17 protein-coding genes and 1 other RNA gene are annotated in these 20720 nt (G+C 49.3%); all 18 read right to left on the bottom strand.

Annotation, left to right across the window (positions count from 1 at the left end; translation table 11 throughout):
- Positions 1 to 180: 180 nt before the first annotated feature.
- The gene (locus tag NW747_RS07615) at positions 181 to 2601 is read right to left on the bottom strand and encodes an ATP-dependent Clp protease ATP-binding subunit (RefSeq protein WP_273186510.1); all 2421 of its coding nucleotides are present in this window, start codon (positions 2599 to 2601) and stop codon (positions 181 to 183) included.
- A 112-nt stretch (positions 2602 to 2713) separates the two neighbouring features.
- Positions 2714 to 3769, bottom strand: coding sequence for a hypothetical protein (locus tag NW747_RS07610; protein WP_273095111.1), 1056 nt, complete (start codon positions 3767 to 3769; stop codon positions 2714 to 2716).
- A complete protein-coding gene (locus tag NW747_RS07605) occupies positions 3766 to 4302 on the bottom strand; it encodes a UvrB/UvrC motif-containing protein (RefSeq protein WP_273186508.1) in 537 nt (178 codons plus the stop codon). Before NW747_RS07605 ends, NW747_RS07610 begins: the two co-directional genes overlap by 4 nt.
- 3 nt (positions 4303 to 4305) lie before the next feature.
- Positions 4306 to 4815, bottom strand: coding sequence for a CtsR family transcriptional regulator (locus NW747_RS07600; RefSeq protein WP_008859241.1), 510 nt, complete (start codon positions 4813 to 4815; stop codon positions 4306 to 4308).
- Positions 4816 to 5059: 244 nt separating this feature from the next.
- The gene (locus tag NW747_RS07595; RefSeq protein ID WP_273186505.1) at positions 5060 to 5539 is read right to left on the bottom strand and encodes a regulatory protein RecX; all 480 of its coding nucleotides are present in this window, start codon (positions 5537 to 5539) and stop codon (positions 5060 to 5062) included.
- On the bottom strand, positions 5505 to 6563 hold the full coding sequence (recA, locus tag NW747_RS07590) for a recombinase RecA (RefSeq protein WP_008859243.1): 1059 nt from the start codon (positions 6561 to 6563) through the stop codon (positions 5505 to 5507). Before recA ends, NW747_RS07595 begins: the two co-directional genes overlap by 35 nt.
- Positions 6564 to 6658: 95 nt before the next feature.
- Positions 6659 to 7903 carry a competence/damage-inducible protein A gene (locus NW747_RS07585; RefSeq protein ID WP_273186503.1) on the bottom strand — a complete coding sequence of 415 codons (1245 nt, stop codon included), beginning with the start codon at positions 7901 to 7903 and terminating at the stop codon, positions 6659 to 6661.
- Between the two features lie 16 nt (positions 7904 to 7919).
- Complete coding sequence (rimO, locus tag NW747_RS07580; RefSeq protein ID WP_273186501.1) at positions 7920 to 9260, bottom strand: 30S ribosomal protein S12 methylthiotransferase RimO; 1341 nt, start codon at positions 9258 to 9260, stop codon at positions 7920 to 7922.
- Positions 9257 to 10300 carry an ABC transporter substrate-binding protein gene (locus NW747_RS07575; protein WP_273186500.1) on the bottom strand — a complete coding sequence of 348 codons (1044 nt, stop codon included), beginning with the start codon at positions 10298 to 10300 and terminating at the stop codon, positions 9257 to 9259. The genes rimO and NW747_RS07575 overlap by 4 nt, the downstream gene beginning before the upstream one ends.
- Positions 10301 to 10388: 88 nt before the next feature.
- A complete protein-coding gene (locus tag NW747_RS07570; protein ID WP_273186498.1) occupies positions 10389 to 12911 on the bottom strand; it encodes an FtsK/SpoIIIE family DNA translocase in 2523 nt (840 codons plus the stop codon).
- Positions 12912 to 12923: 12 nt separating this feature from the next.
- Entirely contained in the window at positions 12924 to 14237 is a 1314-nt protein-coding gene (locus tag NW747_RS07565) for a replication-associated recombination protein A (RefSeq protein WP_273186494.1), read from the bottom strand.
- 223 nt (positions 14238 to 14460) lie between these two features.
- Positions 14461 to 14643: non-coding RNA, 6S RNA (gene ssrS, locus NW747_RS07560), on the bottom strand.
- A gap of 54 nt (positions 14644 to 14697) precedes the next feature.
- Positions 14698 to 16506: an aspartate--tRNA ligase gene (gene aspS / locus NW747_RS07555; RefSeq protein WP_273095135.1), complete on the bottom strand. Its 1809-nt coding sequence runs from the start codon at positions 16504 to 16506 to the stop codon at positions 14698 to 14700.
- Positions 16507 to 16551: 45 nt separating this feature from the next.
- Positions 16552 to 17814, bottom strand: a complete 1263-nt coding sequence (gene hisS / locus NW747_RS07550; RefSeq protein WP_273186492.1) for a histidine--tRNA ligase — start codon at positions 17812 to 17814, stop codon at positions 16552 to 16554.
- A gap of 271 nt (positions 17815 to 18085) precedes the next feature.
- The gene (locus tag NW747_RS07545; RefSeq protein WP_273186490.1) at positions 18086 to 18553 is read right to left on the bottom strand and encodes a Fur family transcriptional regulator; all 468 of its coding nucleotides are present in this window, start codon (positions 18551 to 18553) and stop codon (positions 18086 to 18088) included.
- Between the two features lie 10 nt (positions 18554 to 18563).
- Complete coding sequence (locus NW747_RS07540) at positions 18564 to 19616, bottom strand: AI-2E family transporter (RefSeq protein WP_273095141.1); 1053 nt, start codon at positions 19614 to 19616, stop codon at positions 18564 to 18566.
- On the bottom strand, positions 19613 to 20257 hold the full coding sequence (locus NW747_RS07535) for an MBL fold metallo-hydrolase (RefSeq protein ID WP_273186488.1): 645 nt from the start codon (positions 20255 to 20257) through the stop codon (positions 19613 to 19615). Before NW747_RS07535 ends, NW747_RS07540 begins: the two co-directional genes overlap by 4 nt.
- A 12-nt stretch (positions 20258 to 20269) precedes the next feature.
- The gene (gene dtd / locus NW747_RS07530) at positions 20270 to 20719 is read right to left on the bottom strand and encodes a D-aminoacyl-tRNA deacylase (protein WP_273095147.1); all 450 of its coding nucleotides are present in this window, start codon (positions 20717 to 20719) and stop codon (positions 20270 to 20272) included.
- Position 20720 lies beyond the last annotated feature (1 nt).

Below are 20720 nucleotides of genomic sequence, written 5' to 3'. Positions count from 1 at the left end.
AATCCATAGGGTCCAAAGAGCTCAAAGGGGCGGTATTTCCTCTTGGACGCCGTTTGAAACCGCCCAAATCAGCATATATTGGCGAGACGCCCAATCTCTGTGGCTCCTATTCAAAAACAAAACAAAAAATGGAGCCGTGCGTGATGCACAGCTCCATTATACTACATTCCCCTCATGGGATTATTCCGCTTTAAAGGTGAGTTTGCCTTTTTCATCTTTACCTACATGGAGGACCTTCTTATCTTTCAGTCCGTCCTGCAGGATAAGTTCGGAAATAGGATCTTCCATTTCTTTCTGGATGGTCCTCTTCAGCGGACGAGCACCGTATTCCACATCGGTACCGTCGGCAATGATGACCTTCTTGGCTTCGTCGGAAACGTCCAGGGATACATGGAAGCGTTCCAGTTTGCCTGCTACTTTCTTCAGCATGAGATCTACGATTTCAGAGAGGTTTTCCGGAGTGAGCGGATGGAATACGATGATTTCATCGATTCTGTTAATGAATTCCGGACGGAAAGTCCGTTTCACTTCGTCCATAATCATCTTTCTGATATCTTCGAAGGATTCTTCTTTTTCTTCCTTTTCGCCGGAGGAGAAGCCCAGTTTCTTGCCCATATGGCCTTTCAGGAAATTGGACCCCAGGTTACTGGTCATGATGATGACACAGTTGGTGAAATCCACGGTCCTGCCCTGACCATCAGTCAGACGGCCATCGTCAAGAACCTGCAGGAGGATGTTGAAGAAGTCCATGTGGGCTTTTTCAACTTCATCGAAGAGGATGACGCTGTAAGGATTACGGCGTACCGCATCGGTGAGCTGACCCCCTTCTTCATAGCCTACATATCCTGGAGGTGCACCCACAAGACGGGAGACTTCGTGTTTCTCCATGTATTCAGACATATCGAAGCGAATCATGTTCTTTTCACTACCGAACATACACTCTGCCAGTGCCCGTGCCAGTTCAGTCTTGCCTACACCGGTGGTGCCCAGGAAGAGGAAGGAGCCGATAGGACGCTTCGGGTCCTTCATGCCGGCCCTTGCCCGACGAATGGCAGTGGCTACGGCATGGACAGCTTCGTCCTGGCCGATGACTCTCTTATGGAGTTCGTCTTCCAGATGGAGCAGCCGTTCGGAGTCGCTCTTCTTCAGGTTCTGCACCGGAACGCCGGTCCATTTGGATACCACTTCTGCCACATCTTCTTCTGTGACAGTCAGATGATCGTGGTCTCCGCCTTTCCAGTCTTTCTTCAGGGTATCGATTTCAGTCTGCAGTTTCTTTGCCTGATCCCGGTAAATGGCTGCTTTTTCAAAGTCCTGGGCAGAAACGGCAGCTTCCTTTTCTTTGTTTACCGATTCCAGGGCTTCTTCTTTCTTTTTCAGTCCTTCCGGCGTAGAGGATGCTTCCATGCGGACTTTGGCAGCGGCTTCATCGATAACGTCGATTGCTTTATCAGGCTGAAAACGATCGGTAATATAACGGCCCGAAAGTTCTACTGCCGCTTTCAGTGCTTCATCGGTAATTTTGGCTTTATGGAAGGCTTCATAGCGGTCGCGGAGGCCTTTCAGGATTTCCAGAGTGTCCTTCGGAGTCGGTTCGCCCACTTTGACAGGTTGGAAACGACGCTCCAAAGCGGCATCTTTTTCAATGTATTTCTTGTATTCTTTCAAAGTGGTGGCACCGATGCAGCGCAGCTCGCCTCTTGCCAGTGCCGGTTTCATAATGTTGGCAGCATCCATGGAGCCTTCGCTGGAACCTGCGCCTACCAGGGTGTGCAGTTCATCTACAAAGAGGATCCAGTCTTTGTGTTTCTTCACTTCATCAATGACTTTTTTCAGTCTTTCCTCAAATTCGCCTCTGTACTTGGTACCTGCCACCACGGAGGACATGTTAAGGGAAATGATATGACAGTTCTTAAGGATTTCCGGTACATCGTTATTGACAATGCGCTGAGCCAGACCTTCAGCAATGGCCGTTTTACCAACGCCCGGTTCACCGATGAGAACAGGGTTATTCTTGTTACGGCGGGACAGAATCTGGATTACCCGATTGATTTCATCGTTTCTGCCGATGACCGGATCGATTTTGCCCTGTTTTGCTTTTTCGTTGAGGTCCACTGCAAAGCCGTCCAAATCGCCCAGATTCACAGATTTATCAGATTTGCCGCTGTCTTCAGACAGTACTTTCTCAAAGGCTTTCTGCAGTTTATCCTGGGTAACGCCGAAACTTTCCAGAATACGGACAGCCAGGCCGCCGCCTTCATGAAGAATAGCCAGAAGCAGGTGTTCTGTACCTACGTAGGAATTTCCCAGTTCATTGGCTTCTTCCACTGCCATTTCCAGCACTCTCTTGGTGCGGGGTGCTGCATAGACTTCACCGGTGCTGAAAAGAGACCGGCCCTGGCTGTACTGGGAGAGCAGCTGCTCCACGGCATCCACAGTGACGCCCAAGGAATTCAGAATCTTGCCACCGGCACTGTCTTTTTCATGGGCAATGCCCAGAAGAAGATGTTCCGTGCCAATATAGTCGCTGCCCAGTTTGGCAGCTTCGGAAGCGGCAAATTTCCAGGCGTTTTTCACGCCGTCAGTAAATCTATCTTCCATAATAACTCCTCCTTTTTTTCAGAGTTTTCTACTTTTACTACTATTTGATATATGAATATATACGATAAAGCTGATTCACAGCAGAGTATTTACCATTTCAAATGGTTTTTTCTTACAGGTTTTTGAGCACATCCCGCAGAAGTGCGGATCTCCACTTTTCCATAGCAGTCCGGTCATCCGGCGCGGTGTGGCTGATGAGCGCCACCTGACTGTCGGGAATCAGGGAATATAGACGGTAAAATGTGAGGCCGTCTTCATCGGGAATCATGTCCGCATTAATGCCCATGCGGATGAGACCTGAGAGATAAAGGGCTTCTTCCCTAGTCATGCGTCTTGCATATTTCAGGGTGCCCAGGGCTCGCCAGATGCGGTCCCGAAGTTCTTCCTCCGAGCTTTGGAAGGTGTCCTTCCAGAGTTTTTTCTCTTCTTCCGTAATTTCCTGAAGGATTTTATCCAGCTCCGACACGTAGTCCACTTCCCGGATGCCCAGAGACCTGGTGTTTTCCAGAAGGTAGAAGGGCAGGCGCCCGTCGGCTTTTCCCGCCGCCGGTGACAGGTGGAAACCACGGAGTTCCAGAAATTCGGAAAGGCTTCCGATTCTATCGTGCAGGGCAAATCCCGGCAGGAACAGAAGGGAGACCATCTTCATCCCTGAGCCTGTGAACTGGGGCGACGCAGTGAGATATCCGAATTCCTTATCAAAGGCGTAGTCCAGAATATCCGATGCTTCGTCGGCTAGGCGCGCCGTCCTTTTCCAGAGACTGAACACAGTATTGCCTCCGGAAAACCCCAGAAAGGCCAAGTGGTCATGGACATTGGTCCTGATGGCCAGACTTCCGTCTTCATTGAGATAGAGCCGGCTGTTTCCATCCAGGAGCCTACCCTCTTCCGGCAGGAACCCTTTTTCTGAAAGTACATTCCTTTCCTCTTCATTCAGGGATTCCATGCTATAGGGGATAAAGGGCCCGAAGCCGTGATCATTAATATATCTCACCGCTTCATCCAGCTTTCCCGCCGCTTTTGCCTTTTCGGAGCCTTGAAGCATGGAGGGGAAACGGGTACTCTTTATATTTCTGAAAAGGGCAAGCCTAGTAAAGATGACCGGATCATCCTTAGAAATCTGGGCCCACCGTGGAAGCTCATTTCCCAATATTTCCTGAAGGGTCATTTGGATGTACCTCCTTTCCCTTCCTCTTCCAGTTTATGGATTTCATCCCGCACTTTGGCAGCCTCTTCATAATTCTCATCAGCCACCAGTTTGGAAAGTTTGTTTCTCAGGTCTGTGAGCTCCGGCGATTCTTCCTTCACTTCCGCTTTCTTCGGTTCATCGCCTTCGTAGCGGTGAGCTCCCTGCATATGCTGAAATGCGGGGCGGAGTTTTTCGCGGAATGCTTCATAGCATCCCGGGCAGCCCAGCAGGCCGTCTTTTTTGAAATCATGATAGGTCTTTCCGCATTCCGGGCAGGACAGGTTTTCGATAGCCGTTCTGGCAGGGCGGAAAAGGGAATCCATAAAACCGTCGTTGAAAAAGGTATCAAAACTGTTTCTGAATAAATCATGGCCAAAGAAACCCATGGAGTTATTCACCAGGTTTTCCCTGGCTGCGCATTCCCTGCACAGGTGTCTTTCTGTTCTATGTCCATTGACGATCTGTGTCACATGGACAACTGCTTCTCTTCCATGACAGCGATCACAAAGCATAGTTCATTCTCCTTTCAAAGCCCATTCGACGCGGTGAATCATAGTCTTGGCTGCCTCCCTGCGGTGGCTTTCAGGACAATATTCCAGCATGGTATGGGTCATTGCACAAATCAATCGGTATTCCTGATTGGAAATAATGTCATAATCAACAAGCATGCGGTAATAGCCGTCCAATCCGTTCTCAATGGCTTCTATGCTGTTGGGATTGTCTTTAGGACTGCTCTTTTGGCTGCTTTTTCCCACGCGGTTTGGTGAAGGCGCTTCCCGCCGTGGCGGCGGGTTCTGACTTTTCAGTGAAATCTTGATGTATCCCCCGCTTCCCCTTCTGGACTCCACAACAAACCGGTCATCAGGAGAAAACCTGGTATTGATGACGTAGGTGACCTGAGAGGGGGCACATTCTAACAGATCTGCCACATCTTTCCTCTTCAGGAGCACCTGGTCATTCGTTTCTTTATCAAGCATTTCCAGGATAAACTTTTCAATCCTGTCTGATAACATTGTATTATTCATTTAGCACTCACCACTTTCCTTCATCTCTCAACTTTCGAATCTATTGTACTCCTTTAATGTCAAATAGTCAATAGGTTAAATTAAAAAATTTTACTTTTCTTTTTTTATCGGTCTGGAATTATTTTTCTTCGGTTTTATCTATATTATTTGAGAATCATATTCTTATTAAGGCATAAGAAAAGCCCTCTTCCTATGATAGAAAAAGGGCTTCTTATTTTTTATTTTTGACTTTTCTTTTTGACTTTTACCAATTAGGAAACTCATCCTCCACTCCTGCTTCAGCCAGGGCGGAATGAATCACCGATGAAGAAAATCCTCTTCTGAGCAGAAAGGCAGCCGCTTTTCTGTAATTTTTCAAAATGGAAGGCATCACTTTAGCCCTGCTGGCCAGGACGCGAAAGGCGTTGTCCCTTTCCTCTTCTTCCGGAATGCGGTAAGGACAGGGAAGGCCCCGAGCCTTCATTTTCTGAAGGATGTAGTTATTGCCGTAGCAGCGGCGGCTGCGGAAGGACCGGAACACATCTTCCGCCAAACTTTCATCATCCACATACCCGTAATGCATAAGCTTTTTCAGGGTCTCTTTGATATCTTTCTCCCCATAGCCCCGCTCCTTCAGTTTCCGGCGCATTTCCATTTCACTCTGGCCCCGATATTTCAGGAGATGAAGGGCTGCTTCATAGCAGCTCCTCTCAGTTTTCTTCGTCCTGTTCTGATAATACGCCATCTTCGAAATGATCCGGTTCTACTACCAGGGTGTCTCGGATAATCTTGTCGATTTCCTGCGCCACATCAGGATGTTCCTTCAGATAAGTCTTGGCCGCTTCCCTGCCCTGGCTGATGCGGTTTCCTTTATAGGAATACCAGGCGCCGCTCTTTTGGATAATATCCATATTCACCGCAATATCCAAAAGGGTGCCTTCCTTGGAAATCCCTTCGCCGTACATAATATCAAATTCAGCCACTTTGAAAGGCGGCGCCACCTTGTTCTTCACTACTTTAGCCCGGGTCCGGTTGCCGATCACTTCAGTTCCGCTCTTGATGGCTTCAGCCCTTCTGATTTCAATACGCATGGAAGCGTAGAATTTCAGAGCCCTGCCGCCAGTGGTGGTTTCCGGATTACCGAACATAACTCCCACCTTTTCGCGGATCTGGTTGATGAAAATAACGATGGTTCTGGATTTGCTGATAATGCCAGTCAGTTTGCGAAGAGCCTTACTCATGAGACGAGCCTGAAGGCCTACGGACTGGTCACTGATGTCCCCTTCGATTTCCTGCTTCGGAACGAGAGCTGCCACGGAGTCGATGACTACGATATCCACAGCGCCGCTCCGTACCAGGGATTCACAGATGGAAAGGGCCTGTTCGCCGCTGTCCGGCTGGGAAATCAAAAGGTCCTTCGTATCTACGCCCAGATGATGAGCATACATGGGGTCCAGGGCGTGTTCCGCATCGATGAAGGCTGCCACGCCACCCAGTTTCTGGGCTTCCGCAATGGCATGAAGAGCCAGGGTCGTTTTACCGGATGATTCAGGACCATAGATTTCAATGACCCTGCCTCTGGGGTATCCCCCTACGCCGACCGCGATATCAAGGGCCAGAGAGCCGGTGGGAATGACATCAATGTCCAGCTTGTCCCCCATATCCCCCAGACGCATGATGGAGCCTGCACCGAACTCCTTTGTAATCTGGTGCATGGCGCTTTCAAGGGCCTTTTTCTTTTCCGGGCTTAATTCAGTTTGATTTGCCATGGAAATCCTCCTTATGAAATGGGAAAGCAGCTATCTTTCACTTTCCTTATGTATCTTTTATTCTTATTTTACTATATACAGGAAGCTTCTGGAAATCAGGATTTCATCCTTTTCCCATACTGCAGAAGATAGTACAGCGCCTTTTCCGCCGCGCCATAGCGCACGCTTCTCCGAGAGCCGAAGAACTGCTCTTTGTGCACCTCCGTGCCCAGAGGACCGGAAACGCCGATATACACCAGACCCGGATCCTCCCCTCTTTCCCCTTTGCCGGGGCCGGCATAGCCGGTGGTAGAAACAGCTATATCGCTGCCATAAAGAGCACGGGAGCCTTCCGCCATTTCTTTTGCCACAGGGCCACTCACGGCCGTGAGCTGACGCAAGGTATCTTTATTCACAGAAAGAACCTTTTCCTTTGCTTCGTTCCAGTAGGTGACGGCGCTTCCTTTGAAATAGGAAGAACTTCCGGGATTGTCAGTCAGAAATTTTCCAATGAGGCCGCCGGTACAGGATTCTGCCGCACTGACGGAAAGGTGGTTCTCCAGAAGAAAATGATGCAAATCGTTGAGCACATCTCCTTCCAGATGATATCTTGAAAGGGGCATCCTTTTTTCGATTTCGACCGCCGTTTTTTCGATGAGGTCCATGGTTTCCTTCTCATCTGCTCCTTTGGCGGTGACCCGCACGGCCACATATCCGGGCCTTGCCAGAAGGGCAATGGTGGGATTGGACTGACTGCGGAGAAGGTCCCCTATTTTCTCTTCAATTTCCGCTTCTGTCATATGAACGGCAGAAAGGACAAGGGAGCGGATGATACCCTGGGAACCCAGCTTTTCGGTGAGCCAGGGCATGACATGGTTCCTCATCATGGTCTTCATTTCGAAGGGCGGTCCCGGAAGATGGATAAGGATTTTGCCGCCTTTTTCTACGGCACAGCCGCTGGCCGATCCTGCTTCATTAAAGAACAGGCGAGCACCTTTGGCAAACCAGGCCTGTCGGTCCAGTGATGGAAGATAGGGCCGGTGTTTTTCCTCATAATATAGTTTCAACCGCCGCGATTCTTCTTCTATCCGAACAAAGGGAAGATTCATCGCCCGGGCGCCTGCCTTTTTCGTAATATCTCCCAAAGTTGAGCCAAGACCGCCGGAGGTAATGACAAGGTCCGCCCGAGTAAGGGCATGGCGGAAGGCTTCTTCCATGCGTAGGGGATTATCCCCTACTACGGTCATATAAGCCACCGTATAGCCATGCTCATTCAGGAAAGCAGCCAGCCACTGGGCATTTTCATTAGCAATTTCTCCCAGAAGAAGCTCCGACCCTGTAGTAATAATTTCAGTAATCATAGATTTTCCTGGAAAGTCAGATTCTTTCCGCAATGAGGTCATAGGCGTAGCCGTCTACGATTTTAACCTTTACAAAATCACCGGGTTTCAAATCTCCCGGATTGTCAATATACACGCTGCCGTCTACTTCCGGTGCCTGGAAGGCGGTGCGGCCTTTTGCCTGCGTGTGACCTTCTCCATCGTCCACCAGTTCTTCCACCAGGGCTTCTGTTTCCACGCCGATGAGGTCTTCGTTGTTTTCTTCAGAAATTCCCGCCTGAATGGCCATGAGTTCATGGTACCGGTTTTCTTTTACTTCTTCTTCAATCTGGTCGGTCATTCTGGCCGCCGGAGTGCCATCCTGGGGAGAGAATTTGAAGGCTCCCATGTCATCAAAGCGGACTTCCCTGATGAAATCACAGAGCTCTTTGAAATCTTCCTCCGTTTCTCCCGGGAAACCCACCATGAGGGTGGTACGGATAGTCATTCTGGGGGAAGCGGCCCGAAGCTTGTGAAGCAGGGTTCTGATGCTTGCAGAAGAATCCCTTCTGTGCATGCGCTGCAGCACGGAATCGCTGATATGCTGGAGAGGAATGTCCACGTACTTGCAGATTTTATCTTCCTTCAAAATCACGTCCAGCAGCTCATCGTCAAAATAAGTGGGATACAAATAGAACAGACGGATCCATTTCACCCCTTCAATCTTTACCAGCTCCCGAAGAAGGGCGGCCAGGTTTGTTCCGTTCTTCAAATCCCTGCCATAGCAGGAAAGGTCCTGGGCAATGAGGTTGAATTCTCGGGTGCCCTCAGCAGCCAGTCTTCTCACCTCATGAACAATGGAAGGAATGGAACGACTGTGCATGGGTCCTCTCACATAGGGAATGTAGCAGAATGTGCAGCCATTGCTGCAGCCTTCTGCAATTTTCACATAGGCGGAGTACTTTGGTGTCAGGGTCTGCCTTGGAATGAGTTCCTCATTGGCGCAGGGATTGGTATCAAAGCTATACACCTTTTCATCCTTTTCATAGGATTCATTCACCGCGTCCAGAATGTGCTGCCAGGAATCGGTACCAATAAATACATCAACTTCAGGGATTTCCTTTCCCAGCGCTTCTTTATACTGCTGGGTCAGACAACCGGCGGCCACCAGTTTTTCACATTTTCCTGTTTTCTTGTATTCCGCCGCCTTCAAAATAGTCTCCACCGATTCCTCTTTGGCGGGGTCGATAAAGGTACAGGTATTGATAATAATTACCTGTGCTTCGGATAAATCCTCAGTGAGCTCGTAGCCTGCCTTTTCCATAATACCTACCATCATTTCCGTGTCCACCAGGTTTTTGGAACATCCCAGGCTTATAAATCCAAGTTTCTTTTTCAACTGTTCGTACCTCCAAAACGTATCTTCTCGCCCCACTGTGTGAGGAGATCCTTTCTTCCTTCATCGAAATATACTTTTTCCAGATTCCAGAATTCCAAGGAATGGCCGCCGCTGTCCGGTGCCATATTGAAATCATTGACATATACATAATAATACTGGTTTTCTTCCATTCTTGCCTTGTATTCGGAAGAAGTGAGAAGCCAGTTCAAAAGTTTCTGGGCTCTGCCCGGATAGGCAGCATCAGCAGAAATACCGGCACCGAAAAGGTACCAGGGGGATCCGTCCTCCGGATACATAATGACCACCGGAAGTTTTTCCTGACGGCTGCGGACAGCCTCATTCAGACCGGAAATACCGATATCGCACTTTCCCATGCCTGCCATGCGGGAAGGCGTGGACAGGTATTTTCCGTACTGAACGATATGGTTCTGGGCTTTACCCAGAAGGGAAAAGGTCTCCCCGATGCCGAAGTGCTCAGCCAGACACATGAGGAGATCCTCCGCCATATCGGCAGCAACGAAATCGGTCATGGAAAGTCGCAGGGAATTCCTGGTAAGCACCTCATTCCAGCTATAGGAAAAAGCCGGATGCTTCCTGACATAGTCCTCGTTCACCGCAAACACCACGGGATCTACCCAAAGGCCTGTCCAGTAGCATTCTTCATCTTTGAAAAGATTCAGCGCCGTGTCGGTCTGGGCGGAAGCATAGGGAACAAGCATATTTTCCTTTTTCATCTTCATGAGAGAATCCTGGGATGTAATATACAAATCCGCCGCCGGCGTATCACTGGCATCCTGCCTGCTCTGAAGCTGGGATTTGGACAAATACACCACATTCATCTTCAGTCCGCTTTCCTGGAAGAAATCATTGCCAAGAGATTCCAGCATGCCCTTTGGCATATCCGTATATACCGTCACATACTCGGAGGGATGCAATTTTTCCGCCTTCACTTCCGCCTGCTGCCGGGCGAAGCGGAGAATTCCGAAGAACGCAAGAGCTGCCATCAGTAAAAATAGAAAAACAGAAGCCAGTCGTTTCATGGAACCACCTCTTGCAGAATTATATCATATCAATAGTAGTATAGGCTCATTCACAGAACCCATTTTACAGGGATGATAAGGGCGCCCTTCAGCCGGCGCTTTCCCTGCCTGCCTGGGCCCCGTCTTTTTCAGTCTCTGCTTTTTCAGGTTCTGTGGGACCGCCGTTTTTCATCTGTTCGAAGAGATCCCGGGCCTTTAGTTTATCCATGAGGATATCCCGGGGCTTGGCTCCTTCGGCAGGTCCAACGATACCAAGGCGCTCCATGGAATCCATAAGCCTTCCTGCCCTGGTATAGCCGATGCGGAAGCGACGCTGCAACGCGGATACGGATGCCCTCTTCGTATCAAGCACCCATTCTGCCGCTTCTTCCAAAAGGCTGTCCTGCTCTTCTTCCTCCTCCGCCCCACTGCTTTCATTCTTTTCCGGTACCGACAGGTCTATAGGTTCATATGTGACCGGCGCCTTTTCCTGTTCCATACATTCTTTTCTTACATAATCCACCACTGCCTCCACTTCCTCATCGGAAATGAAAGCACCCTGAATACGGACTGTGGTCAGAGCCCCGGCCTGTTTAAAGAGCATGTCCCCCTTTCCAAGAAGGGTTTCTGCACCTCCTTCATCAAGGATGATGCGGGAGTTCAGCGCTGATTCCACCATGAAGGCAATACGGCTGGGAATATTGGATTTGATAACTCCTGTAATCACATCGGCCGAAGGCCGCTGGGTAGCCAGGATAAGATGAATGCCGGCAGCCCGGGCCTTCTGGGTGAGACGCTGAATCAGCACTTCCACTTCCTTGGCCGCCACGTTCATAAGGTCTGCAAATTCATCTACTATGATAAGAATATAGGGCATTTTCTTATCCGGGTTCTGTTTATTATATCCTTCAATATTTCTGACCCTGGCCCCGGCAAAGAGCTGGTAGCGCGCTTCCATTTCCCGGACAGCCCAGTTCAGAGCGCCTTCGGCCTTCTTCATATTGGTAATAACCTCCGTGCGCAGATGAGGAATGCCATTGTACACGGAAAGCTCCACCACCTTCGGATCAATGAGCATCAGCTTCACATCCTCCGGACGGCTGTGGTAAATAATGCTGGTAATAATGGAATTAATGCACACCGATTTACCGGAACCCGTAGATCCGGCGATGAGCAGATGAGGCATTTTAGAAAGGTCTGTGACTACCGGCTTCCCCGTAATATCCTTACCCAGGGCCACCAGAATGTGACCTTTCCCATTTTTAAATTCGCTGCTGTCAAGTACATCCCTTAAAGGAACAGAAGCGGACCGGGAATTCGGGATTTCAATGCCCACCGCCGACTTGCCGGGAATGGGCGCTTCAATGCGGATATGGGTGGCTGCCAGGGCCATGGCCAGCTCATTGGAAAGGCCTTCAATCCTGCTTACCCGGACTCCCACCTCCGGCCGAAGTTCAAACCTGGTCACCGTGGGACCTACACTGGCATGGATAACACGGGCCATGACGCCGAAGCTCTTCAGAGTAGATTCGATAATGGATGCATTTTTAGCTACATCGCTCTGACTCTCCCCTTTGGCATGGTCCGTATGCAGCAGGGACAGGGGCGGAAATTTATACTCCTTCTTCACAATGCCTGTCACCGGTGGGCGGGAAGGCATTCCTTCTTCTGCCGTTGGAGATGAAGGCGTTTCCTCCCCTGGAATTTCGGGGTCCTCTTCCATCTCCCCTGCCATCTCCTCCTCTTCCGGTTCTTCACTTTCAGGAAGAGGCACCGGAGGCGGCATCATTTCCTCATCTGCCGGTTCCCTCTCCTCTTCTTCCGTCGTGTCCGGAGGAGTTTCCTTTACCGCCCCTTCTTCTATGGCTTCTCCCTGAGGTTTTTCCGAAGCCGATTCTTCCAAAAGCGTTGGATCCTGAGGCTGTGCCTCTTCCGTTACTTCTTCTACTTCCGGTTCCTCTTTCTTTTTCTTCTTGAAGATAAATTCAGTCGGCTTATCCTTCAGTTCCTCCAGCCGGGCAGCAGAACGGGCGGCATCCAGAGCTGCCTTTTTATCCCGGATTTTCTGGGCCATGCCGCCCAGTCTCTCCCCGGTTTTTGCACCGATTTTCTGGGCTTTGGTGCCCACCTTTTCCGCTCCCCTGGACAGGGACCAGTGGGTCAGGAGGAGAACATCCACCACCATGAATCCAAGGAGGAGGATAGTGGTTCCGATTTCTCCTAAAGCCAGATGGAAGAAAGAGGTAAGGCTCCCTCCGATAATGCCGCCATAGGAAAGAATTTCAGAAATTTCCATTTCCCTGCCTTTAGGCACATAGTAATGATGTACCAGACAGAGGAAAAGGACGCACAGAACAGCCAGAAGCACATTTCTCCGGCTCATGGAGATTCCCCGGGATGCCAGGGCATACCGGGCGCCGAACAGGACCAGAAACAGTGCCGCTGCCGGTGCTGCCAGGCCAAAAAGGAAATGAATGCCGTCGCTCACCCATTTCCCCATAATACCGGTGCCTCCACCAAAAAGGCTGATGAAAGCAAAAATGCCAAAGCAGAAGATAACGATGCCTGATATTTCATAATTCTTAGATCCATCATGGGTCCGCCGTCTGGCGGAAGTGGTCTTCTTCTTCATACTGTCAATAACTCACTCCTGTTTTTTATTTGTCCGCTCTTCCCACCGGTGAGAAAGGGAAGCCTCTTCCCCGTTTCTCACAGGCTTGTAATAGACATGGCCTTTAAGCTCATCGGGAATATACTGCTGGTCTACCCAGCCGCCGAAATCATGGGGATAAAGATAACCGTTTCCATGCCCCATTTCATGGGCGCCGCTGTAATGAGCATCCTTCAGATAGTCGGGAATAGACCAGTCAGACCGGGTCTTTACTTCGGCCAGGGCATTGTCGATGCCCATAACAGCACTGTTGCTCTTCGGCGCCAGACAGATGTAAAGCACCGCCTCCGCCAGAGGAATCCTTGCTTCCGGGAGCCCCACCATTTCCGATGCCTGCGCTGCTGCCACCGCCACCTGAAGGGCTCGGGGATCCGCCAGCCCCACATCTTCGGCGGCACAAATCATAATGCGCCGGGAAATAAAGGAGGTCTTCTCTCCCCCATCAATCATGCGTGCCAGATAATGAAGAGCCCCGTCGGGGTCGCTTCCCCGCATGCTCTTAATAAAAGCGGATACAATGTCATAATGATAATCACTGTTCTTATCATATACGGAAGCATGGTCTCCTGCAACCTCTTTGATTTCTCTATCCGTCAGAGTCCCTTTCATGGGAAGAAGGGAAGAGGCCTGTTCCAGGAGGTTCAGGGCCATTCGGATATCACCGGACGCATAGGAAGAAATGGTTCTCAATACATCATCCGATGCCTGATATCCATAGTTTCCAAGCCCTTTAACTTTATCCTTCAACGCCCGGCGCAGGATTTCAATTTCCGCACTTTCCGGAAGAGCCTGGAGACGGATAAGCCGCACCCGGGAAAGAAGAGGACGATTGATTTCAAAATAGGGATTTTCCGTAGTGGCACCGATAAGAATAATGGTGCCGTCTTCCACATAGGGAAGAAGAAGGTCCTGCTGCCCCTTGTTAAAGCGATGGATTTCATCAATAAAAACAATGGTCCGGCGCCGGTAATAGGAAAGCTCCTCCTTCGCATGAGACACCACGTCCCGGATATCCTTCGTGCCGCTGGCCGTGGCATTGAGTTTCACGAAATGACTGTGCGTCATCTTCGCGATTACCGAAGCAATGGTGGTCTTCCCGCATCCGGGAGGTCCAAAAAGAAGGATGGACGGAATAGTATCCCGCTCAATCATGCGGTATAGAAAAGAATTCTTTCCTACTGCTCCTTCCTGGCCCAGTATATCCTCCAGCCGCTCCGGCCTCATACGGTCTGCCAGGGGCGCATAAGAAACAGGTTTTCCATTGTCATAATCAAATAAAGAGTCCATAATCGGTGCCTCGCTCAAATACAAATGTTTCCCCTCTATTATCCCATGGATAGAAAGAAAAATCAAACAGATTTTCCATATAAAAGGATGAGATACCACGACGCCTGGCAGTCATTTTTGTTCTATCAGGATGCAGACCGACTAATTTGAAGCCCTAAGCCGCTAAGAGCCTATTCCTCTGCATCAAAAAAGCCGCCAAGAATATCTTGACGGCTTCATTGTTATTAGCCCCACCATGTCGTTTATTGCCGTATTTTGAGTCTGCATAATTGCAGGTGGGTGTTCTTGAGACAAGGTTTCTTGAACAGTCCCCGTACGGGGCATTGACTCACCTCATCAGCGCTGAACTCCCGTTATAAAGGTGTTGGTTCAAAATAAGAAGGCACGACGTGCACAGCAGGGTTTCCTTTACAGATAGTGTAGCAAAAATCCTATCATTTTACAAGACTATGACAGAAAATTATGCCTTTTCAAAGAGATCTTTTTCCTTCTTGATGTCTACTTTGATATGAAGTTCTTTGAGCTGCTTGTCTGCCACCGTAGACGGAGCCTGGGTCAGAGGATCAATGGCGCTCTGGGTCTTCGGGAAGGCGATAACATCGCGGATGGAATCCAGATGGAGCATAAGCATGACGAGGCGGTCGAGGCCCAGGGCAATGCCTGCATGAGGCGGAGCACCGTACTTGAATGCATCCAGGAGGAATCCGAACTTCTGCTCTGCTTCTTCCTGGGAAATGCCGATGGCTTTGAATACCTTTTCCTGCAGGTCTTCCTGGTAAATACGGAGAGAGCCGCCGCCGGCTTCTACGCCATTCAGTACCATATCATAGGCCTTGGCATAAACCTTGGAAGGATCGGTGAGGAGGTACTGCACATCTTCATCCCGCGGTGCGGTGAAAGGATGATGTTCTGCCACATAACGGTGTTCTTCTTCGCTGTATTCGAACATGGGGAAATCGGTCACCCAGCGGAAGCAGAATTCGTTGGGATCGATGAGGTTCATGCGGCGGGCCATTTCAAGGCGCAATTCACCCAGAGCCTGGGCCACCACCTTCGGCTTGTCGGCAATGATGAGGACCAGGTCGCCTTTTTCTGCTTCGCAGGCTTTTCCGATTTCACGGATTTTATCTTCGCCCAGGAATTTGGTAATCTGGCATTTCAGGCTGCCGTCTTCGTTGAAGCCGATCCATGCCAGACCTTTAGCGCCATAGTGGCCTACATAGTCTACCAGGCCGTCCAATTCACGACGCGGAATGGCTGCGTCACCTTTTACATTGATGGCTTTAACCACGCCGCCGTTATCGAGGACAGAGCGGAATACTTTGAATCCGGTATCCCGAAGCAGGTCGGAAATATTATAGAAGTGCATGTCAAAGCGAAGATCCGGTTTATCAGAGCCATAAAGATTCATGGCATCATCCCATTTAATTCTCTTGAAGGGGATTTCAATATCCCTGTTCAGGACCTTCTTAAAGACTCTCTGCATCATGTGTTCCATGAGGTCAAGGATGAAATCCTGATCTTCAAAGGACAGTTCCATATCCAGCTGGGTAAATTCAGGCTGACGGTCGGCGCGCAGGTCTTCATCACGGAAGCAGCGAGCCACCTGGAAGTATCTTTCCAGTCCGGAAACCATAAGGAGCTGTTTGAAAAGCTGCGGGGACTGAGGAAGGGCATAGAATTTGCCCGGATTTACACGGCTTGGTACCAGGTAGTCTCTGGCGCCTTCCGGGGTGCTCTTAGTGAGCATAGGAGTTTCAATTTCCAGAAAATCATTTTCATCCAGGAATGTTCTCATTTCATGGACAATCTTATGTCTCATGATGAGATGGTTCTGCATTTCCGGACGTCTCAGATCGATATAACGATATTTCAGGCGGACATTTTCATCCACATCAATGCCGTCTTCCACATAGAATGGCGGAGTCTTTGCCTTGTTCAGGACGCGGAGTTCGGAAACTACTACTTCCACCTTGCCGGTCTTCATTTTCGGGTTCACGGTGTCAGCGCTTCTTTCCCGAACTTTGCCTTTCACAGCCAGAACGTATTCGCTTCTTACACCTTCCGCCTTGTGGAAAGCTTCTTCACCGTACTGGGGACTTAATACCAGCTGTACGATACCACTTCTGTCACGAAGGTCAATGAAAATCAAACCACCATGGTCTCGGCGGGTATTCACCCACCCTGCCAGTGTCAGTTCCTTACCACAGTCGTTTTCTGTTACCTTACCGCATCCGCAGGATCTTCTCATCCCTGCCATTGTTTCCATATTAGAGCACCTCTTTAAAATAATTTATATAAAGAATGACAACCCTTACGAGTTATGTTCTTCTTTAGCTATATAACCGGCTATATCAGCAAAAGGAATATCCTGCTGTGTGCCCGTATCCATATTCTTTACGGCAGCAGCGCCTTTTCCCAGTTCATTGCTTCCGATAATGACTGTAAACTGGGAAGCAAGCTTACCGGCCTGTTTCATCTGTCCCTTAAGACTTCTTCCCTGCAGGTCCATATCCGTTACAACACCAAGACCCCGCAGCTCTTCCTGGATTTTAAATCCTTCTGCGACGGCATCTTCACCAAGAGCGGCAATATAAACTCTCTTCTGTGCTTTGGGGGCAGGAATGAGATTCTGCATTTCCAGAGCCAGAAGCAGTCTTTCCAGACCAATGGCAAAACCAATGCCCGGTGTGGAAGGCCCGCCGATTTCTTCGACCAGTCCGTCATACCGACCGCCACCGCAGACTGCGCTCTGGGCGCCAAGGGGCGGGTACTGAATTTCAAAGGCCGTATTGGTGTAGTAGTCAAGGCCCCGTACCAATCTGGGATCTACAGTATAGGAAATACCAAGGCTGTCGAGGTAGTGCTTCACTGCCTCAAATTTCCTGTGGCATTCATCACAGAGATAATCTGTAATCTCCGGAGCACCTACAGAAGCTCTCCGGCACCCTTCTTCCTTGCAGTCCAGAATGCGCAGAGGATTCTTATAAAGTCTTTCCCTGCAGTCATCGCAGAGCTGGTCCTTCTTTCCTTCGAAGAATTCAATAAGTTTCTTCCGGTAAGCGGGACGGCAGTTCTTATCACCAATGGAATTCAGATGAAGATCCAGATCCTTCAGTCCAAGCTTATGGAAAATTTCGCAGGCCATGGCAATGACTTCCGCGTCAGCCAAAGGAGAGGATGCGCCCAGCACTTCCAGACCAAACTGATGGAATTCCCTGTACCTCCCGGCCTGAGGACGGTCATACCGGAACATGGACCCAATATAGAACATCTTATGTACCTGCTGGTCGCCGTACATCTTGTGTTCCAGATAGGCACGAACAGCGGAGGCCGTATTTTCCGGACGAAGGGTTACAGAACGGTTTCCTCTGTCCGTAAATGTATACATTTCCTTCGTTACCACATCAGTGGTATCACCGATACCGCGCTGAAAAAGCTCGGTAGCTTCAATAATAGGAGTCCTGATTTCCTTGTATCCATACCGGGCACATACATCCCGGATGACTCCCTCCATATAATCCCACTTGTACACTTCTTCAGGCAGAATATCATGGGTTCCTTTTAATGCCTGCATAATGACACCTCTTTATTTTTGCAGACTCTCCTGCAAAGGCATTCTTTCGGAAAGAGAATCTCCTCTTTCCGCTTACATTAACAAATTAAATTGTACCATCTTACGGGGTACATTGGCAAATTGAAATTGGACAGGCCTTCGACATGAGGATGCCGCAGGGAAGTTTTTTTAACTGGCTTCTCCTGCAGGCAAAGGGTTCACAGGTTGGGCCGCGTCTGTCAGCGCTGAAGGCTGCCCTTTTAACACGCCTCCGGCCTGCGGATCATGCCCCTCACAGATTCTGATTCTTTTTAGCGCAGTCTCTGCAGTAACCATAGAATTTCAGCTGGTAATCTACAATGTCAAAGCCGTTTTCCTTTTTGATTTTTTCCTTTACCTCATTAAGGAAGTCGTAGGAGAATTCTGTCACCTTCCCACAGCCAAGGCAGATGAGATGATGATGAGAGTGGGACAGGTTATGGTCATTTAATTCATAACGGCTCCTGCCGTCGCCGAAGTCCAGTTTTTTTAGAAGCTCCAGATGGGTGAAGAGCTCCAGGGAACGATACACAGTGGCCAGACCGATATCGGGATTTTCGTCCCGTACCATTTCATATATATCTTCAGCGCTCATATGGTTTTCTTTGCTGTCCAGGAAGGCCTGCAGAATGATCTGGCGCTGAGTGGTGAATTTATACTTATGCTCCCTGATTTTCTTTTTCAGGGTATTCATAATGGTCGATTTTTTCATGTTTCGCATAATCCCTCCGCTATCTTACTTTTTTATATCTGTCGTAGAACCACATGTGCTTTAAAAGAATCTGCAGCACCGCCACCAGAGGCACTGCAATCATCATGCCCAGGACACCGAAGATTTTGCCTCCGATAAGAACACCGGCGATAATGGCTACCGGGTGCACGTTAATAATGCTGCCCATAAGTTTGGGCATAACGAAATGTCCATCCACCTGCTGCACGATAATATAGAAAAAGATGACCTGCAGCATGACAGTGGTTCCCTGGAGGAGACCAAGAAGCACCGGCGGAATGGCGCCGATGATAGGGCCGATGAGAGGAACCATTTCCACAATGCCCGCCAGTAGGCCGATGACCAGAGGATAGGGAATATTCAGGGTCCACATGCCTATAAAAACCACCACTGCCATCAAGGTGGAAAGAAGGAGCTGACCACGGATATAGGCATTCAGCACAAAATGGATTTCCTTAAAAAGCTCTTCCAGATGATGATGGAAACGATCTGGAAAAATGTGGATGAACGCATTGACGAAGTACCCTCCTCTTTTCATCATATAGAAAGTAATGAAGGGCACCACAATGAGCTCCACCACTGTACTGGCAAAGGAAAAAATAGCAGACAGGCTGAAGGAAGCAATTTTCAGCGTATATTCACCAATATCCTGGAGGATGCGGGCAAACAGAGATTTAGCTTCCGGCGGCATCAGAGAAAGCTGATACTGCTTTTCCAGTTCCGGAATGGCCTGCTGCACCGCTGCCAGCATACCCGGTACACTTTTAATGAATTCCTGGAATTCGGAAATAAAAGGTACAAAGATATGGACGCCGATGAGGTAAATCACTGCAATGAAAAGAGCAAAGGAAAAGAGGATGGCAAAATCATAGGGAAATCGTGTCCATCCCATTTTCTGGGTCTGCCCGTATACCGCATGGGCCACAGGATTCAGGAGGGTGGTGATGATAAGAGACACTACGAAGGGAAAGAGCACTGATGGCGCTGCTATGATGATGGCTGCAAAGCCGGCAGCAATGGCCACCCTCAGCCAGAATTCAACGCCCCATTTCATAGAATGCCTCCGGTAAGGAAAGGATTTGTCTTCTTTTCCTGTCCAATGGTGGTCTGCTCTCCGTGTCCGGAAAGAACCACCGTACTGTCAGGCAGAGAAAAGAGATTCTTCTTAATGGTGCCAGTCAGCTCTTTAAGGCTGCCGCCAGGGAAATCAGTACGGCCGATGGAACCCTGAAAAAGGGAATCTCCTGTAAATACAAGGCCTTCCTTCTTCATGTAGAAGGAAATTCCGCCAGGCGTATGGCCGGCCGTATCGATGACCTGAAATGTATAGCCGCAGGTTTTGATTTCATCGCCGTCCTTCACCCATACATCCGCATCGTCCACCAAAGTGGGCACAGGAAACATATAGGACAGATTCTTCTCCGGGTCCCGCAGAAAAGGCTGATCCCTTTTATCCATGTACATTTTGGCCGCCGGAAACGCTTTTCGCAGCTCATTCATGCCAGCCATATGGTCTACATGGCCGTGAGTGAGGAAAATGGACCTGAGATGGATTTTCTTTTCACTGATGGCTTTTATATAATGCTCCGGCGAGAAGGAAGGATCTACCACCAGCCCTTCCATGGTTTCCTCATTGTACAGAATATATGTGTTTGTCATGAAAGGTCCAAGGACCATGTACATAATCTTCATCATATAGCTCCGGTTTTAAAAATTCTTTTCACTGTCAAGAAGAATGGTCACAGGGCCATCATTTTCCAAGGCCACCTTCATGTAGGTGCGGAAGACGCCGGTTCCCACTGTAAGGCCCTCTCTTTCACATTTTTCCACCACCAGGCGATAAAGTTCATCGGCCCTGTCAGGCGCTTCGGCTTCCGTAAAACTGGGCCGTCTTCCATGGCGGGCATCGCCATAGAGAGTGAACTGGGAAACGATGGAAAGCTCCCCTTTGATGTCAAGAAGAGACAGGTTCAGTTTCCCTGCTTCATCTTCAAAAATACGGAGGTGGAGAATTTTGTCAACTATGTAGTCGGCATCCTTTTCTGAATCTCCTTTTTTTACGCCAAGAAGGACGGAAAGGCCCTTCCCGATGGAGGAAACCTCTTTTCCCTCCGAATCTACTCTGCACCAGTTACAACGCTGTACCACTGCTCTCATA

The sequence above is a fragment of the Dialister succinatiphilus genome (assembly GCF_928721695.1).
In the GTDB taxonomy this organism is placed as follows: Bacteria; Bacillota; Negativicutes; order Veillonellales; family Dialisteraceae; genus Dialister; species Dialister succinatiphilus.
This window is presented reverse-complemented; position numbering and strand designations above follow the sequence as displayed.

What these genes read in the sequence shown, in the direction of transcription:
- hisS (WP_273186492.1), bottom strand. Translation starts at nt 17,814, where the DNA reads ATGCAGGCATTAAAAGGAACCCATGATATTCTGCCTGAAGAAGTGTAC.
- NW747_RS07610 (WP_273095111.1), bottom strand. Translation starts at nt 3,769, where the DNA reads ATGACCCTTCAGGAAATATTGGGAAATGAGCTTCCACGGTGGGCCCAG.
- NW747_RS07595 (WP_273186505.1), bottom strand. Translation starts at nt 5,539, where the DNA reads ATGGCGTATTATCAGAACAGGACGAAGAAAACTGAGAGGAGCTGCTAT.
- NW747_RS07540 (WP_273095141.1), bottom strand. Translation starts at nt 19,616, where the DNA reads ATGAAATGGGGCGTTGAATTCTGGCTGAGGGTGGCCATTGCTGCCGGC.
- NW747_RS07605 (WP_273186508.1), bottom strand. Translation starts at nt 4,302, where the DNA reads ATGCTTTGTGATCGCTGTCATGGAAGAGAAGCAGTTGTCCATGTGACA.
- recA (WP_008859243.1), bottom strand. Translation starts at nt 6,563, where the DNA reads ATGGCAAATCAAACTGAATTAAGCCCGGAAAAGAAAAAGGCCCTTGAA.
- NW747_RS07600 (WP_008859241.1), bottom strand. Translation starts at nt 4,815, where the DNA reads ATGAATAATACAATGTTATCAGACAGGATTGAAAAGTTTATCCTGGAA.
- NW747_RS07565 (WP_273186494.1), bottom strand. Translation starts at nt 14,237, where the DNA reads ATGGACTCTTTATTTGATTATGACAATGGAAAACCTGTTTCTTATGCG.
- dtd (WP_273095147.1), bottom strand. Translation starts at nt 20,719, where the DNA reads ATGAGAGCAGTGGTACAGCGTTGTAACTGGTGCAGAGTAGATTCGGAG.
- NW747_RS07575 (WP_273186500.1), bottom strand. Translation starts at nt 10,300, where the DNA reads ATGAAACGACTGGCTTCTGTTTTTCTATTTTTACTGATGGCAGCTCTT.
- NW747_RS07545 (WP_273186490.1), bottom strand. Translation starts at nt 18,553, where the DNA reads ATGCGAAACATGAAAAAATCGACCATTATGAATACCCTGAAAAAGAAA.
- NW747_RS07615 (WP_273186510.1), bottom strand. Translation starts at nt 2,601, where the DNA reads ATGGAAGATAGATTTACTGACGGCGTGAAAAACGCCTGGAAATTTGCC.
- NW747_RS07570 (WP_273186498.1), bottom strand. Translation starts at nt 12,911, where the DNA reads ATGAAGAAGAAGACCACTTCCGCCAGACGGCGGACCCATGATGGATCT.
- aspS (WP_273095135.1), bottom strand. Translation starts at nt 16,506, where the DNA reads ATGGAAACAATGGCAGGGATGAGAAGATCCTGCGGATGCGGTAAGGTA.
- NW747_RS07535 (WP_273186488.1), bottom strand. Translation starts at nt 20,257, where the DNA reads ATGATGAAGATTATGTACATGGTCCTTGGACCTTTCATGACAAACACA.
- NW747_RS07585 (WP_273186503.1), bottom strand. Translation starts at nt 7,903, where the DNA reads ATGATTACTGAAATTATTACTACAGGGTCGGAGCTTCTTCTGGGAGAA.